Source organism: Peribacillus sp. QJM3NY_7 (assembly GCF_056173225.1).
Genome location: NZ_CM149663.1, coordinates 3973687 through 3990405, shown reverse-complemented (window position 1 = coordinate 3990405; position 16719 = coordinate 3973687). Strand labels below are relative to the sequence as shown.

The 16719-nt window shown below is 42.4% G+C and carries 13 protein-coding genes; 12 read left to right on the top strand and 1 reads right to left on the bottom strand.

The window, feature by feature from the left end; genetic code table 11:
* Window positions 1-18: 18 nt before the first annotated feature.
* Window positions 19-1302 (top strand): isocitrate lyase, encoded by a 1284-nt coding sequence (gene aceA / locus AC0VX1_RS19090; RefSeq protein ID WP_034309118.1) that lies wholly within the window; start codon window positions 19-21, stop codon window positions 1300-1302.
* An 87-nt stretch (window positions 1303-1389) separates the two neighbouring features.
* On the opposite strand, the gene ytvI is transcribed toward aceA, so the two are convergent.
* Window positions 1390-2514, bottom strand: a complete 1125-nt coding sequence (ytvI, locus tag AC0VX1_RS19085; RefSeq protein ID WP_063575499.1) for a sporulation integral membrane protein YtvI — start codon at window positions 2512-2514, stop codon at window positions 1390-1392.
* A gap of 193 nt (window positions 2515-2707) precedes the next feature.
* Here ytvI and AC0VX1_RS19080 point away from each other — a divergent pair, with 193 nt between their 5' ends.
* The 11 genes from AC0VX1_RS19080 (at window position 2708) to ytaF (ending at window position 16703) form a co-directional block, all read left to right on the top strand.
* Window positions 2708-3169, top strand: a complete 462-nt coding sequence (locus AC0VX1_RS19080) for a DUF441 domain-containing protein (protein WP_034309113.1) — start codon at window positions 2708-2710, stop codon at window positions 3167-3169.
* Between the two features lie 540 nt (window positions 3170-3709).
* Entirely contained in the window at window positions 3710-4825 is a 1116-nt protein-coding gene (gene citZ, locus AC0VX1_RS19075) for a citrate synthase (RefSeq protein ID WP_413001864.1), read from the top strand.
* 94 nt (window positions 4826-4919) lie between these two features.
* Window positions 4920-6236, top strand: coding sequence for an NADP-dependent isocitrate dehydrogenase (icd, locus tag AC0VX1_RS19070; protein ID WP_413010421.1), 1317 nt, complete (start codon window positions 4920-4922; stop codon window positions 6234-6236).
* A 121-nt stretch (window positions 6237-6357) separates the two neighbouring features.
* Complete coding sequence (gene mdh, locus AC0VX1_RS19065) at window positions 6358-7293, top strand: malate dehydrogenase (protein WP_475468382.1); 936 nt, start codon at window positions 6358-6360, stop codon at window positions 7291-7293.
* A gap of 242 nt (window positions 7294-7535) precedes the next feature.
* A complete protein-coding gene (locus AC0VX1_RS19060) occupies window positions 7536-8255 on the top strand; it encodes a response regulator transcription factor (protein WP_057276702.1) in 720 nt (239 codons plus the stop codon).
* Entirely contained in the window at window positions 8252-10030 is a 1779-nt protein-coding gene (pnpS, locus tag AC0VX1_RS19055; protein ID WP_057276701.1) for a two-component system histidine kinase PnpS, read from the top strand. Before AC0VX1_RS19060 ends, pnpS begins: the two co-directional genes overlap by 4 nt.
* A 395-nt stretch (window positions 10031-10425) precedes the next feature.
* Window positions 10426-11460, top strand: coding sequence for an FtsH protease activity modulator HflK (gene hflK, locus AC0VX1_RS19050; RefSeq protein WP_413021391.1), 1035 nt, complete (start codon window positions 10426-10428; stop codon window positions 11458-11460).
* Entirely contained in the window at window positions 11457-12389 is a 933-nt protein-coding gene (gene hflC, locus AC0VX1_RS19045; RefSeq protein WP_034309097.1) for a protease modulator HflC, read from the top strand. Before hflK ends, hflC begins: the two co-directional genes overlap by 4 nt.
* 127 nt (window positions 12390-12516) lie before the next feature.
* Complete coding sequence (gene polA, locus AC0VX1_RS19040; protein WP_063575504.1) at window positions 12517-15141, top strand: DNA polymerase I; 2625 nt, start codon at window positions 12517-12519, stop codon at window positions 15139-15141.
* Between the two features lie 19 nt (window positions 15142-15160).
* Window positions 15161-15991: a DNA-formamidopyrimidine glycosylase gene (gene mutM, locus AC0VX1_RS19035; protein ID WP_063575505.1), complete on the top strand. Its 831-nt coding sequence runs from the start codon at window positions 15161-15163 to the stop codon at window positions 15989-15991.
* A gap of 79 nt (window positions 15992-16070) precedes the next feature.
* The gene (gene ytaF, locus AC0VX1_RS19030) at window positions 16071-16703 is read left to right on the top strand and encodes a sporulation membrane protein YtaF (RefSeq protein ID WP_034309090.1); all 633 of its coding nucleotides are present in this window, start codon (window positions 16071-16073) and stop codon (window positions 16701-16703) included.
* The last annotated feature ends 16 nt before the right edge of the window (window positions 16704-16719 follow it).

Sequence of the window (16719 nt, the reverse complement as noted above, 5' to 3'; positions counted from 1 at the left end):
AAATAGGAGGAAATAATGATGATGAATGAGAGAGCGCAAAAATTACAACAAAGCTGGGAAAATGACTCACGGTGGACTGGTATAAAACGTCCTTATACGGCCGAGGAAGTCATTAAACTGAGAGGTTCCATCGATATTGAACAAACATTGGCACGCCGCGGTTCCGAAAAACTATGGAATCTATTAAAAACAGAGGATTTCATCAATGCATTAGGAGCATTGACCGGTAACCAAGCCATGCAGCAGGTGAAAGCCGGTTTGAAAGCAATCTACTTAAGCGGCTGGCAAGTGGCGGCAGATGCTAACATCGCAGGGCAAATGTACCCTGACCAAAGTTTATATCCAGCCAACTCCGTGCCGCAAGTCGTTAAACGCATTAATCAGACACTTCAGCGTGCAGACCAAATCAGCTTTGCTGAAGGGAAAAATGATATCGATTGGTTCGCTCCAATCGTGGCGGATGCTGAAGCAGGTTTTGGCGGTTCCCTTAACGTCTTTGAATTAATGAAAGGCATGATCGAAGCTGGAGCGGCTGGCGTTCACTTCGAAGACCAGCTTTCTTCCGAGAAAAAATGCGGTCACCTAGGCGGTAAAGTCCTTCTTCCTACCCAAACGGCAGTACGTAATTTAGTTTCCGCCCGATTGGCAGCAGATGTAATGGGTACACCGACCATCTTGATTGCCCGTACGGATGCTGATGCTGCAGATTTGATCACGGATGATATTGATCCGGTCGATGCACCATTCATCACTGGTGAAAGGACTCCAGAAGGATTCTACCGCACGAATGCAGGTCTTGACCAAGCAATTGCAAGAGGCCTTGCTTATGCGCCATATGCCGACCTTATCTGGTGTGAGACTTCTGAACCTAATCTAGCGGATGCTCGCCGCTTTGCTGAGGCCATCCATGCAGAGTTCCCGGGTAAATTGCTTGCTTACAATTGTTCCCCATCATTTAACTGGAAAGCGAAATTAAGTGATGAAGAGATTGCCAATTATCAAGTGGAATTGGGTAAATTGGGTTATAAATTCCAATTCGTTACACTTGCAGGCTTCCATTCATTGAATCATAGCATGTTCAACCTTGCTCTTGGTTATAAAGAACGCGGCATGGCTGCATACTCTGAGCTTCAACAAGCGGAATTCGCTAGTGAGCCGGATGGCTATACAGCAACACGCCATCAGCGTGAAGTGGGAACGGGTTACTTTGATGAAGTGGCACAAGTCGTTTCTGGTGGAACATCATCCACAACAGCACTTGCAGGTTCTACTGAAACAGAACAATTCGAGACGTCGAAATAATTCTAGTTTAAAACCAAAAATCCGCCTTGTACCCGAGGCGGATTTTTAAGTGGAAAAGAGTGAATGCTAATAGATGTCTGGATTCCCTTAAGTGGTTTTCTTTGTATCCCCGATGATGAAAGTCCATATGGCCTTGAAGACATGGGCACGCTGAAGTGTATTGAATATGACAAGTACGACAGGTCCTGCAATCAAACCTAGGAAACCGATCAATTTGAATCCGATGAACAAGGCGATGAGAGTGGCAAGCGGATCCAAACCAATACTGGATGAAAGTACTTTTGGCTCTATTAGCTGACGCTGGACAACGACGATTATGTAAAGGACGGACAAACCGATTGCGAGACTTGTATTCCCGGCAATGAATTCAAAGATGATCCAAGGAATGAAAATCGTACCTGTCCCCAAATAGGGAATGATATCGACCAGTCCGCATATCAGGGCAATGGTAATTGAATAATTCACCCCTAAAATGAGAAAACCGATTAAAATCGTGACAGTCGTCAATGAAACAAGAGTGAATTGTGCCCGGATGAACCCGAATAAAGCCCGTTTTAAATCCCTGAATAAACGCTTTGCTCCCGCAAAAATCTTATCAGGCAACACTTTTCCGGTCATGCGGCCGAAGGTATCCCAATCTTTGCTGATGAAGAATGTGCCAAGCAAAGTAAAAAGGAGTGCCGTTGCTGTAGTTGGAAACCATCCGATGATTGTGGGGATGTTCTTCAAGAAGGCTTGAATGAAGCCGCTTACTCCCGTCGTGATGGATTCACCGATATTTTGGATATTCTTGAGGATTGTGTCTTGCTGTTCGGTATCCAAATTATTGAACATGGCAGCTATTTGATTATATAAAGGGATGACGGTGGTAGCGATGTATGTTTCTATATAATCCACGATGGTTTCAATGTGTTTCGGGATGACTCCGGCAAGGTAATTGGTCCCTGAAATGATCTCGGTGACGAGTAAGGTGATAAGACCCGCAAATAAAAGGAAAATGAGTAAAAGGGAAACGAATACAGCCAACCCCCGTGGCAGCCGCCCTTTCCTTTCGAAAAAAATGACCAGGGGATTCATCAAGAAAGCGATGATCATGGCAATGATGAATGGATATGTATATTTAGATAAATAAAACAAGGCAATTCCACCTAATATTATCCCTCCGACGACCAGTAAAGAACGAATGAAACGATACATATATACCGGATTCAAGTCATATCCTCCTTCAACCATTAAGTTTGTATTATAATTGTAACGATGATGGAAAAGAAAGGAAAGATTCTTTCATCTTACGTTTTGAATTTTTTCTGCAGATGCATCGTTCCTTAAATCATTTTTCTCCCATGAACAAAGGAGTTTGTTATGTTAAAATAACAAAAAACAGAAGGAAGAAGGTGAAGGGATAATGATCAACGGTCCTGTCGTATTTTTAATTCTGCTTGCTGCAATCGGTTGGTTTGGGAAAAATACCTCACTGATCATGGCCGCGGGTTTTCTTTTAAGCATGAAACTGATTGGCCTTGACGCTAAAGTGTTTCCATACCTGGAAGCGAAAGGAATCAACCTGGGCGTCACGATCATCACGATCTCCGTACTCATTCCCATAGCAAACGGGGCGATTGGATTCAAGGAACTAGGAGACGCGATAAAATCCCCTTATGCCTGGATTGCACTTGCATCCGGAATAGCCGTTGCACTCATAGCAAAAAATGGGATTACACTGCTGTCGCATGATCCGCACATTACCACGGCTCTTGTATTTGGGACGATTCTTGCGGTCGCCTTATTCAAAGGTGTGGCTGTCGGCCCGTTAATCGGGGCAGGAATTGCTTATTTATGCATGCAGATCTTCAATTTTTTTAAATGAAGCGAGTGGCTAATTGGAGAAAAGCCCGTCAGTACTGGAAATGTAAATTTTCTATTTAATGTTTCGTTTATTCTGCTTTGAGACATTTTTTTTGAAAAAAACGATTTTAAACGCATGAATAAAGCAAGAGAATATGTAGCTAATTTTTCTAATAAAATAATAATTTTTTCACATTTTAAGTGCTTTTCATTCCCAAAAAAGTGTTTATTGTTTATAATAATCATGTAACTGCTCTGATTTATTAAAATTGGGATTCAGAATATCATTGATATTTTTGAGGAATCTTAAAAAAAAGATGTAGTTATTGAGCAAGCGCTCACTAGGAATAGCTACAAGCATTATTTTTAGAATTTCTTATTAAAGATTATCGTACATTTTACTATTGTTGGGGTCATATTCTGTGAACGCTTCCAATAGAAGATGTATGTCATCTGCTAAAAAATAGATGGTTGTTTACAATAGCTAATTTCTTGGAAGCGCTACATTTATACGCTAATAGCAAGGGCATAGGGGAATATCTAGGAAAAGGAGAGATTTAGTATGACAGCAACAAAAGGTCTTGAAGGTGTGGTAGCAACAACTTCATCAGTAAGCTCCATTATCGATGACACATTAACGTATGTAGGTTATGACATCGATGATCTGGCTTCGAACGCAACATTCGAGGAAGTAATCTATCTTTTATGGCACGGAGCTCTTCCGAACAAAAGCCAACTAGAAGAATTAACTAAACAACTTGCTGAAAATGCTGAAATTCCAGCTGAAGTGGTTAATCACTTCAAAACATACCCAATTGATAAAGTACATCCAATGGGAGCTCTTCGCACCGCAGTATCCCTTCTTGGTCTTTATGATGAAGAAGCAGATGTAATGAGTGAAGAAGCTAACTATCGTAAAGCAATCCGCATCCAAGCAAAAATCCCTACATTGGTAACAACTTTCGCTCGCGTCCGTCAAGGGAAAGAAGCTGTTGCTCCACGTACAGATTTAAGCTTTGCTGCTAACTTCTTATATATGTTAAGCGGTAATGAACCAACGGCAATCGAAGAAGAAGCATTCAACAAAGCATTGGTTCTTCATGCTGACCATGAATTAAACGCTTCTACATTCACTGCACGCGTTTGTGTGGCTACATTAGCTGATATCTATTCTGGTGTAACTGCTGCCATCGGCGCTTTAAAAGGCCCACTTCACGGCGGGGCTAACGAACAAGTCATGAAAATGCTTACAGATATTGGTTCAGTTGATAATGTTGAGCCATATATCAACGAAAAATTAGCCAATAAAGAAAAAATCATGGGCTTTGGCCACCGTGTATACCGTAAAGGTGATCCTCGTGCTAAACACCTTAAAGAAATGTCACAAAAACTGACTGAACTTACTGGGCAACCTCAATATTATGATATGTCCATCAAAATTCATGAAATCGTAACCGGTCAAAAGAATCTTCCGCCGAACGTGGATTTCTATTCTGCTTCCGTTTACCACAGTTTAGGCATCGAGCATGACCTATTTACACCAATCTTTGCTGTAAGCCGTGCTTCAGGCTGGATCGCTCATATCCTTGAGCAATATTCAAACAACCGCCTTATCCGTCCGCGTGCAGAGTATGTTGGACCAGGTATGCAAAAATATGTACCGATTGAAAACCGCTAATTAAAAGTTTTTTCGAAAATCATTTTTTATTTCATCGAATTTGTAGTAAATTAATAGATGTGAGTAAAAAAGGTTAGTGGTTCTGCTTTATTTAATGGCAGGCCATCTAACCTTTGAATTTGAATCGGAGGTAAGAGACATGACACAAAGCCAAAAAATCACAGTTACTAACGGTGTTCTTAACGTACCAAACAACCCAATCGTTCCTTATATTGAGGGAGACGGAATCGGTCCTGATATCTGGGCTGCAGCATCCCGCGTTCTAGACGCAGCAGTTGAAAAAGCTTACAATGGCGAAAAGAAAATCGAATGGAAAGAAGTTTTAGCTGGACAAAAAGCATTTGATCAAACGGGCGAATGGCTTCCACAAGAAACTCTTGATGTCATTAACGAATATCTAATCGCTATTAAAGGACCTCTTACAACTCCAATCGGTGGCGGTATCCGCTCATTGAACGTTGCATTGCGTCAAGTATTGGACTTATTCGTATGTCTTCGTCCAGTACGTTACTTTGATGGTGTACCTTCACCAGTTAAACGTCCAGAAGACACTGACATGGTCATCTTCCGTGAAAACACTGAAGACATCTATGCTGGTATCGAATATGCAAAAGGTTCTGACGAAGCTAAGAAATTAATCGAATTCCTGCAAAATGAATTCGGTGTTACAAACATCCGTTTCCCTGAAACTTCAGGTATCGGAATTAAACCGATTTCCGAAGAAGGAACAAAACGTCTTGTTCGCGCTGCACTTAACTATGCGATCAAAGAAGGCCGTAAATCATTAACGCTTGTTCATAAAGGTAACATCATGAAATTCACTGAAGGTGCATTCAAAACTTGGGGTTATGAAGTTGCTGAACAAGAATTCGCCGATAAAGTGTTCACATGGAACCAATATGACAAAATTAAAGATGCTGAAGGCACTGAAGCTGCTAACAAAGCACAATCTGCTGCTGAAGCTGAAGGCAAAATCATCGTTAAAGATTCCATTGCCGATATCTTCTTACAACAAATCCTGACTCGTCCTAAAGAGTTTGATGTTGTTGCAACAATGAACTTGAACGGAGATTACATTTCTGATGCATTAGCTGCACAAGTTGGCGGAATCGGTATCGCTCCAGGAGCAAACATCAACTACGAAACTGGACATGCCATCTTCGAAGCAACTCACGGAACGGCTCCTAAATATGCTGGTCTTGATAAAGTTAACCCATCTTCAGTTCTTCTTTCAGGCGTTCTTTTACTTGAGCACCTTGGTTGGAACGAAGCTGCAAACAGCATCACTAAATCAGTGGAACAAACAATCGCTTCTAAAGTTGTTACATACGACTTTGCCCGCCTAATGGATGGTGCAACGGAAGTTAAATGTTCTGAGTTCGCTGACGAGCTTATCAAAAACCTTAAATAATTCATTATATGCTTTCTGGAAAAGTGCCTGAACGGGCTGCTTTTCCAGGAGGCTTATATATATTTTCAGAGGATGTTAAAAGTATTCCAAAAGTATTTATATATTTTAAGGAGGAAATAACATGTCTAAACGTAAAAAAATCACAGTTGTAGGTGCTGGATTCACTGGCGCTACAGCAGCATTCCTGGCAGCTCAAAAAGAGCTTGGTGATATCGTTTTAGTTGATATTCCGCAAGCTGAAAACCCTACAAAAGGTAAAGCCCTTGATATGGCGGAAGCAGGACCTGTTCTAGGTTTCGATGCTAACATCATCGGTACATCCGACTATGCAGAAACAACTGATTCCGACGTGGTGATCATCACTGCCGGTATTGCCCGTAAGCCCGGCATGAGCCGTGACGACTTAGTTCAAACTAACCAAAAGGTTATGAAATCAGTAACTAAAGAAGTCGTTAAATATTCCCCTAATACAACAATCATCGTTTTGACTAACCCTGTAGATGCAATGACTTATACTGTATACAAAGAATCCGGTTTCCCTAAAGAACGCGTTATCGGACAATCAGGTGTTCTTGATACAGCTCGTTTCCGCACTTTCGTGGCTCAAGAATTAAACTTATCTGTTAAAGATGTAACTGGATTCGTACTTGGCGGACACGGAGACGATATGGTTCCTCTAGTGCGTTACTCTTATGCAGGCGGAATTCCTTTGGAAAAATTGATCCCTCAAGATCGTTTAGAAGCAATAGTGGCTCGTACCCGCACTGGCGGCGGGGAAATCGTAAACCTTCTAGGAAACGGAAGCGCCTATTATGCACCGGCTGCATCCCTGGTGGAAATGGCTGAAGCGATCCTTAAAGATCAACGTCGCGTTCTTCCGTCAATCGCTTATCTCGAAGGTGAATACGGATTTGAAGGCATCTACCTTGGAGTGCCGACTGTACTTGGTGCAAACGGCATTGAACAAATCATCGAACTTGATTTGACTGAAGGCGAAAAAGCGGCACTTTCAAAATCTGTTGAATCAGTTAAAGCAGTCATGCAAGTCCTTCAATAAAAGATCATAATCGGACTGCCCGGATATTGGAAGAAAAGGCCAAGGCGCCTTATTCCGACTCCGGGCAGTTTTTTAATCCGTTCAAAAGAACCCTGGAACGTATAATCTACCTGCTGAAGATAGGAATAACTTTATTTCCGTTTTTTTTATGTGTAAATTTCATATAATATTCTTTATAATGGAATTGGATGAGTAGACCAATAAATTGGTCTTTTGGGTAATACATAATTCAGGAGGATCTAATGTCAAAGAAAATTCTCGTAGTGGATGATGAGCAATCAATAGTTACCTTACTTCAGTACAATTTAGAACAATCAGGTTATACGGTGATCACAGCTTTGGATGGAGAACAAGGGCTGGAGGCTGCCGTGGATATACGACCCGATTTAGTGGTATTGGATTTGATGCTGCCTAAAATGGACGGGCTTGAAGTATGTAAGCAGCTTCGCCAGCAAAAAATCAATATACCGATCTTGATGCTGACAGCTAAGGACGATGAATTTGACAAGGTGCTGGGACTGGAACTGGGGGCGGATGATTACTTGACCAAGCCATTTAGTCCCAGGGAGGTAGTGGCCCGGATTAAAGCCATTTTAAGAAGATCCCAGTTGCAATCGAACGGAAGTGAGTCAAGTCAGGATCAAGAAGAGGGTCTCCTGAAATTAGGGGAATTGAAAGTGTTCCCGGAACGATACGAAGCATTCTTTGATGAACAGCAATTAGAATTGACTCCAAAGGAATTTGAATTACTTTTATATTTGGCGAAGAATAAAGGAAGAGTGCTGACCAGGGATCAACTTCTCAGTGCGGTATGGAATTATGATTTCGCGGGAGATTCACGGATCGTCGATGTCCATATAAGCCATCTTCGTGAAAAAATAGAGAAAGATACAAAAAAACCACTCTATATTAAAACGATAAGGGGCTTGGGGTATAAGCTTGAGGAGCCTAAAAAAGAATGACGACCTATCGTAAAAAGCTCTTATATACCCTCATCACATTGGTGATGGTCGTCCTGATGGCCGTGGGCTTTTTATTAGGGCACTTGTTCAAAAGTTATTATATTAAAACGTTCAATGAGCGTATACAGAACGAAACATTTTTCATTTCTACATATATTAAGGAGCATGGCGGGATCGAGTCCTTTTTGGAAAAAGGGAAGACGGCAAAACTGACACCCCTTTTAGATTCTAATTTAACCATTCTTTCCACGAGTGGGGAAATATTATACGATTCGACATCATCCAATGAAATACTTAAAAGCCATGCCAATGTCCTTCGCAAAATAACTTTGGAAAAAGGGCTTAAGAATGGGGAAGGGTATGAAGTGGTCGAAGGCGAATCGGACCTCCATTATTATTGGAAGACGGTTGAAAAGGACGGCGAGATCGAAGGCTTTGTCGTCCATAGCAATGAAATAGAGGCCATCCATCAAGTGAATAAACAAATGTGGCAAATATTGATCATTTGTTTAGGGGTTGCCTTGATCATCATCCTGATGCTTGCGAGTAAAATCACTTCATATTATACCCGTCCGATCGAAGAGGCGACGATGGCAGCCATTGAACTGGCAAAAGGGAATTACGGAACGCGGACATTCGGGAGGCATTCCGATGAAACGGGAATGCTGACAACTTCCTTGAACATATTGGCGAGGAATCTTCAGGAAACAGAGATAGCTAGGGAAATGAATCAGGATCGTTTGGAAACTCTTGTTGAGAATATCGGTAGCGGGGTCTTGCTGATTGACAGTAAAGGGTATACGACCTTGATCAACCGGGAATTCAAGAAAAGCTTCCGTGTGAACGCGGCTACGTTTTTGTTTCAGGAATATTATTCGGTCATTAAAGACCAGGAAGTGATAGCCATCATCGAAGAGATCTTTCGAACGGAAAAAACGATAAAACGGCAGGTGAAGATACCGCTTGCCATAGAACGAAAGCATTTTGAGATTTACGGCGCTCCAATAATCGGGAATCATGATGAATGGAAGGGGATCCTCCTCATTTTCCATGATATCACCGAATTGAAAAGGCTCGAGCAGATGCGGAAGGATTTCGTGGCCAATGTGTCCCATGAATTGAGGACTCCGATCACTTCCATTAAAGGCTTCTCTGAAACATTGTTGGATGGAGCCTTAAAAGATGAAAAAACCTTAAAGCACTTTTTATCGATTATCTTGAAAGAAAGTGACCGGCTGCAAGAACTCATTCAGGAGCTGCTGAATTTATCCAAAATGGAGCAGCAGGAATTCGTTTTAAACGCAGGGGTCGTGGATATTACGAAAGTGCTTGGCGAAATACAAGAGATGCTTATAGGCAAGCTGAGGGAAAAAGAAGTATCCCTTGAAATTAAAACATCCCCGGAACCAGTTTTCATTGAAGGGGAATCTGACAGGATCAAACAGGTTTTCATCAATTTGATTACGAACGCATTGACCTATACACCAAATGGCGGCAGGGTCACCGTTGACATCATTGAAAATGAACAGACTGTCGATATTACAGTTCAAGACAACGGGATCGGCATCGAAGAAAAAGAACTGCCAAGGATCTTTGAACGGTTCTACCGGATCGATAAGGCGAGGAGCCGCGATTCAGGAGGAACGGGCATTGGACTGGCAATCGTCAAGCATATAATAGAAGTCCATAAAGGTAAAATCAACGTGGAAAGCACACCTGGAACCGGGACGACTTTTACAGTCACTTTAAATAAAAGCTTAAAAGGGAAAATGTAGCGGGCATTTTATTTACATGTCCTTTACAATTCCTTAAAACGGACTTCATAATGCAGGGGTACAATGGTTGTACAACCCCTCATCCAAGGAGTTAAACATTGACAGAGACATAGTCTCTGTTTGATTATTTAGAAGTTCAACCAAAATTTTAAAACAAGATGATTGGAACAGGTAGACAAAACTCCTGTAGGAATAGCGTCTAAGTTGCAATCAACGTTCAAATCGTACAAACCTTAAAACTTAGGCAGAGACATGGTCTCTGTCTTTTAATTTTGGCTATATTCCCTGGATACCATTCCTCTATCCTATATTTCTAGGAAAATATTTGATTTTTATGAAACTTTAGGCCCTTTCTTGCGTAAATAAGATATAACTGCAAAGAAGGGGTGATACATATCGTTAGCTTAAAAAGGATATATACAATTACAGGACTTGTCTTTCTTATTTTAATTTTGGGTGTAGTTGCGATATCGACCTGGTACACGGTTGATGAATCCGATCAAGCTGTCATAATGACGTTTGGTAAAGTGGAGGAGACGATAACGGAACCAGGACTTCACTTTAAACTGCCTTGGCCGATTCAATCGGTCGAGAAATTATCCAAAGAAACATTCAGTCTTAAATTTGGATATAAGGAAGAGGATGGAGAGGTGACGGATTACCCGAGTGAGACCAAAATGATTACGGGTGATGAAAATATTGTGCTGGCAGACCTAGTCGTTCAGTGGAAAATCACCGACCCTCCAAAATATCTATACAATGCAGAAGATCCAGAAAAAATATTATACGATACGACTTCAGCTGCATTACGGAGCATAATCGGCAGCACGAAAATCGATGATGCCCTTACATCTGGTAAAGCGCAAATCGAAGCGGATGTACGCGATTTATTGTCACAGCTAATGGAGAAGTATGATGTTGGGATTTCCATATCTGCGGTTAAACTCCAGGACGTGGAGTTACCGAATGAAGAAGTGCGGAAAGCATTTACCAATGTAACGGATGCCCGTGAAACGGCGAATACGAAAATTAACGAAGCGGATAAATATGAAAATAAGCGTATGAATGAAGCGGAAGGGGAAAAAGATGCCATCATTTCACAGGCCAATGGGGATAAAGCTGCCCGTACGGAAGCTGCCCGCGGGGATGTAGCGGTCTTTGAAAAATTGCTCAGTGAGTATAAAGGCAATAAGGGGATTACGAAGGACCGTCTAATTATTGAGACCCTTGAGGAAGTATTGCCGAATGCTGAGATTTATATTATGAATGATGATGGAAACACAATGAAGTACTTGCCGCTTCGCTCGCTTGAAAAGGAGGAAACGAAAAAAACTCCTGCCACTGATGAAGCTGCCATACCTGAAGAAGAAACGAAAAAAGGGAATGCATCGGAAGAAAAAGCGACAGGGGAAGGGGGCACTAAACAATGAGTGGAAAAATAATAGATTTCTCTGAGTTGAAAAAAGGGGATTTTCATTGGAGGGGCTATGTGAGAATCGGCATTTTCCTGATTATTTTCATCGCGCTGCTGCTAATCATCTTCACCAATGTCTATATCGTCAAAGAGGGCGAATACAAGGTCGTCCGCCAATTCGGTGAGGTGGTAAGGATCGATAAGACTCCGGGATTGAAGGCGAAGGTGCCATTCATTCAGAGTATCATGACCTTACCGAAGTATCAGATGACTTCCGATGTTTCCGAAGCGGAAATCAATACGAAAGATAAAAAACGGATGCTGATCGATAACTATGCAGTTTGGAGAATAGAAGATCCGAAGAAATTGATTACAAATGCAAGGACACTTGAGAATGCCGAAACGAAAATGGAAGAGTTCATCTATTCGGCAGTTCGTTCAGAGCTGGGCCAGCTGAATTATGATGAGATCATCAATGATGAGAAGTCATCCAGGGGAAGTTTAAACGACCGCATAACCGAAAAAGTCAACGATTTGCTGCAAAAGGACAGTTATGGAATCAGCTTGACGGATGTCCGGATCAAGCGGACTGACCTGCCTTCCGAAAACGAAGCATCCGTCTTCAAGAGGATGATTTCCGAGCGGGAATCGAAAGCGCAAGAATACCTGTCCAAAGGTGATGCGAAGAAAAACCGTATCATTGCGGATACCGATAGGAAAGTGAAGGAACTGCTTTCTACTGCGGAGGCTGATGCAGAAGTGATCAGGGCAGAAGGGGAAGGGGAAGCAGCGAAAATCTATAATAAATCGTTTTCCAAAGACCCCGAATTTTATAAACTATACCGGACTCTTGAATCCTACAAGAAAACGATTGGAGATCAAACGGTCATCGTTCTGCCTTCTGATTCCCCTTATGCCAGCTTGTTGATGGGAAATACTAAATAACCTTGATGCCGTCATTTTTCTTTCCGCTTCTACTCATGGTAGAATAGAGAAGGAAAATGAACGGCTTTTTGCGTTTTTATATAGAAGCTATATCTACATAAACCTGTATGACTGGAGGAAGACGGATTTGGATAAAAAGCTAGTGCTCATAGATGGAAACAGCATTGCATACCGTGCGTTTTTTGCGCTTCCGCTCTTGAATAATGATAAGGGGGTCCATACGAATTCCGTGTACGGATTCACCATGATGCTCAACCGCATTCTTGAAGAAGAAAAGCCAACGCACATACTTGTGGCATTCGATGCGGGTAAAACGACATTCAGGCATGCATCATTTAAAGAATATAAGGGGGGGCGCCAAAAAACGCCGCCAGAATTATCCGAGCAATTCCCTTTCATTCGGGAGCTGCTTGATTGTTTTCAAATAAAAAGGTATGAACTGGAGAACTACGAAGCCGATGATATTATCGGTACGCTGTCTTTACAAGCGGAAAAAGATGGTTTTGAAGTGAAGGTCATTTCCGGTGATAAGGACTTAACGCAATTATCCTCCCCTAGTACGACAGTTTCCATCACGAAAAAGGGGATTACTGAAATTGAGGAATACACTCCAAAGCATATACATGAAAAATACGGTCTATCCCCTTTGCAAATCATTGATTTAAAAGGGCTGATGGGAGATGCCTCCGACAATATCCCCGGTATTCCGGGTGTTGGTGAAAAGACTGCCCTTAAATTATTGCATCAATTTGAAACGGTTGAAAACCTTCTGCAGTCGATTGATGAGGTAAGCGGACAAAAATTGAAAGAGAAAATTGAAGAACATAAAGACCTGGCCTTATTAAGCAAAGAGCTGGCTACGATAACGAGGGAAGCGCCGCTTGAAGTTTCCGTTAACGAGACCGAGTACACTGGCATGGATCAGGATCGGGTCATCTCATTCTATAAGGAGCTTGGTTTTTCGACTTTACTCGATAAATTGGATGTAACGGAAAGCGCACCGCTTGAACAGGAGAAGATAGAGGTGCACACTGCTGAAATGACAGAAGGAATGTTTGCAGATGAAAGTGCCTTGTATGTTGAAATTTTAGAAGATAATTATCATCGAGCCGACATAATAGGGATCGCCATCAGTAATGAACAAGGTCATTTTTACTTCAATGGAGAGGATGCTCTGAGTTCCGATGCATTTAAATCCTGGGCAGAGGATGAAACAAAAAAGAAAACGGTTTTCGATGCGAAGCGTACGGTCGTGGCACTGCGTCATCGGGGAGTCGAAATAAAAGGCATCGATTTTGATGTGTTTTTGGCATCCTATATCCTTGATCCGGCAGAGTCAGTGGACGAAGTCGCAGAAATCACGAAAACCCAAGGTACTATCCGGCTTGAAACAGATGATGTTTTTTATGGAAAAGGTGCAAAACGCAAAATACCTGAGGAAGCGGAATTGAGGGAGCATATCGCCAGAAAATCGAAGGCGATCTTTTCTCTGAAAGAACCGATGATAGATAAGCTGCAAGAGTTCGAGCAGTATCACCTATTTACGGAACTGGAGCTGCCCTTGTCGATCATCCTGGCAAATATGGAATGGCAGGGAATCAAGGTGGACATAGGCCGACTGAAAAACATGGGACAGGAATTAGCCATTCGCTTAAGAAATATCGAAGCGCGAATTTTCGAATTGGCTGGAGAGGCGTTCAATATCAATTCACCTAAACAGCTTGGGGCCATCCTGTTTGAAAAGTTGGAGCTTCCGGTCATGAAGAAAACCAAAACAGGTTATTCGACTTCAGCCGATGTGCTGGAAAAACTGGAGAGCAAGCATGATATCGTTAAGGAAATACTGCTGTATCGCCAGCTTGGTAAGCTGCAATCCACTTACATTGAAGGATTGCTTAAAGTGGTCAATGGCAAAACGGACAAGGTGCACACCCGGTTCAACCAAGCATTGACCCAGACCGGCCGGTTAAGTTCTACAGATCCCAATCTCCAGAATATCCCGATCAGACTGGAAGAAGGAAGGAAAATCAGGCAGGCCTTCATTCCTTCCGAAAAGGATTGGATCATTTTTGCTGCCGACTACTCCCAGATCGAATTACGTGTCCTGGCGCATATCGCCAATGACAGCGGATTGGTGGAAGCATTCCAGGCCGGGATGGACATCCATACAAGGACAGCCATGGACGTATTCCATGTATCGGCAGATCAAGTCACCTCGAACATGAGGCGCCATGCCAAAGCGGTCAACTTCGGAATCGTTTATGGTATAAGTGATTACGGACTATCGCAAAGTCTTGGAATCACGAGAAAAGAAGCTGGAGAGTTCATCGAGAAGTATTTACGAAGCTTTCCAGGTGTTCAGGAATATATGGAAGAAAGCATACATGAGGCCCGTCAAAAAGGATATAGCACGACTCTGATGCAAAGAAGGCGATATATACCTGAGATAACAAGCAGGAATTTCAACATCAGGAGTTTTGCCGAACGGACAGCGATGAACACGCCGATTCAAGGCAGTGCCGCTGATATCATCAAGCTTGCCATGATCAACATGAATAAACGCCTGAAAAAGGAGGGGCTCAAAACGAGAATGCTTCTACAGGTTCATGATGAATTGATTTTTGAAACCCCTCCTGAGGAACTCGAAATCCTTAAAGTGATCGTTCCGGAGGAAATGGAAAATGCCATTGAATTGAACGTGCCCCTTAAAGTCGATTATGCTTTCGGGCCAACATGGTTTGATGCCAAATAATAAAAGATAGGTGATTGCAATGCCAGAACTTCCAGAAGTGGAAACAGTCAGAAGAACGTTAGAGCAGCTCGTACTCGGAAAAGAGATCAAGGAAGTGTCCGTTTTCTGGCCAAAGATCATTAAAGCGCCTGAGCCTGTCGAACAGTTTCAGGATGCCTTAAGGGGGCAGACGATTTCTGCAATAGGCCGTCGGGGCAAGTTCCTCATTTTCACCTTGGATGATTATTCGCTGGTTTCGCATTTAAGAATGGAAGGGAAATACGGCGTTCATCCAAAAGAAGAGCCGTATGATAAGCATACCCATGTGATCTTCACTTTCACTGATGGCAGTGAACTTCGGTACAGGGATGTCCGGAAATTCGGAACAATGCATCTATTTGCCAAAGGGGAAGAATTTGAACAGTTGCCCCTGCTGCACTTAGGGCCTGAACCGTTATCCGAAGATTTTACTGTCGAAGGTCTTCGTGCGAAGTTGGCAAGAACCAATAGGAAAATCAAGCCCGTTCTCCTTGATCAAACCGTTGTCGTCGGGATTGGGAATATATATGTGGACGAGTCGTTATTCCGTTCCGGTATCCATCCGGAGAGAATGGCATCTTCACTCTCGTTGCAGGAAATCGAAACGTTGCATGCTGAAATCATTGCGACGTTAGGTGAAGCTGTGGAAAAAGGCGGAAGCACGATTCGTTCATACATTAATTCCCAAGGGCAAATCGGCATGTTTCAGTTGGAACTGAATGTTTATGGAAGAAAAGGCGAGAACTGCAAAACATGCGGCACGCCACTTGAAAAACTGGTTGTTGCAGGACGCGGCACACATATTTGTCCGTCATGCCAGCCGCTAAAATAGGTCATGTTTATTCAAACACATCGGATGGGCTCCTTCCATATACTAGGGTAGCAACGAGTAGGGAAGGAGTAATATTCCGATGTGGCTACAAATTATTTTTCTCGCTTTTGCAGTTAGTATTGACGGATTTGGCGTCGGTTTGACATTCGGTATGCGGAAGATGAAAATCCCCTTAAGGTCAATAGCGGTCATCTCATTTTGTTCTGCATTGAGTTTAGGTATAGCGATGGTCATCGGACAATTCATCAGTCAGCTCATATCTATCGGGGCGGCTGAAAAAACAGGCGGCATCATCCTCATTTTTCTTGGTGCCTGGATGGTATACCAGTATTTTAAGCCTGAAAAGGATTTGAAAGATGATAGATATCATGAAAAGATCATCTTTAATTTTGAAATTAAATCACTTGGGGTAGTCATTAATATTTTACAAAAACCATTGAATGCCGATTTTGATAAATCAGGTACGATAACAGGCGTTGAAGCGCTTGTTCTGGGGTTTGCACTTTCGCTGGATGCGTTCGGGGCCGGAGTTGGAGCGGCTATGATCGGGATTTCACCGATCATCCTCGCAGGGTGCATCGCTGTTATGAGTTCGATTTTCATTTGGAGCGGAATTCAAAGCGGAAAATTGCTTTCAAATAATAAAGTTGTCCAGCATTTGACCTTTCTCCCAGGTGTATTATTGATCATCATCGGTTTATTCAAATTATGATAAGGTTAAAAGGGGG

Coding starts and splice junctions, on each gene's coding strand:
- citZ (WP_413001864.1), top strand. CDS start 3,710: ATGACAGCAACAAAAGGTCTTGAAGGTGTGGTAGCAACAACTTCATCA.
- AC0VX1_RS19080 (WP_034309113.1), top strand. CDS start 2,708: ATGATCAACGGTCCTGTCGTATTTTTAATTCTGCTTGCTGCAATCGGT.
- aceA (WP_034309118.1), top strand. CDS start 19: ATGATGAATGAGAGAGCGCAAAAATTACAACAAAGCTGGGAAAATGAC.
- mdh (WP_475468382.1), top strand. CDS start 6,358: ATGTCTAAACGTAAAAAAATCACAGTTGTAGGTGCTGGATTCACTGGC.
- icd (WP_413010421.1), top strand. CDS start 4,920: ATGGCAGGCCATCTAACCTTTGAATTTGAATCGGAGGTAAGAGACATG.
- ytaF (WP_034309090.1), top strand. CDS start 16,071: ATGTGGCTACAAATTATTTTTCTCGCTTTTGCAGTTAGTATTGACGGA.
- pnpS (WP_057276701.1), top strand. CDS start 8,252: ATGACGACCTATCGTAAAAAGCTCTTATATACCCTCATCACATTGGTG.
- mutM (WP_063575505.1), top strand. CDS start 15,161: ATGCCAGAACTTCCAGAAGTGGAAACAGTCAGAAGAACGTTAGAGCAG.
- AC0VX1_RS19060 (WP_057276702.1), top strand. CDS start 7,536: ATGTCAAAGAAAATTCTCGTAGTGGATGATGAGCAATCAATAGTTACC.
- hflC (WP_034309097.1), top strand. CDS start 11,457: ATGAGTGGAAAAATAATAGATTTCTCTGAGTTGAAAAAAGGGGATTTT.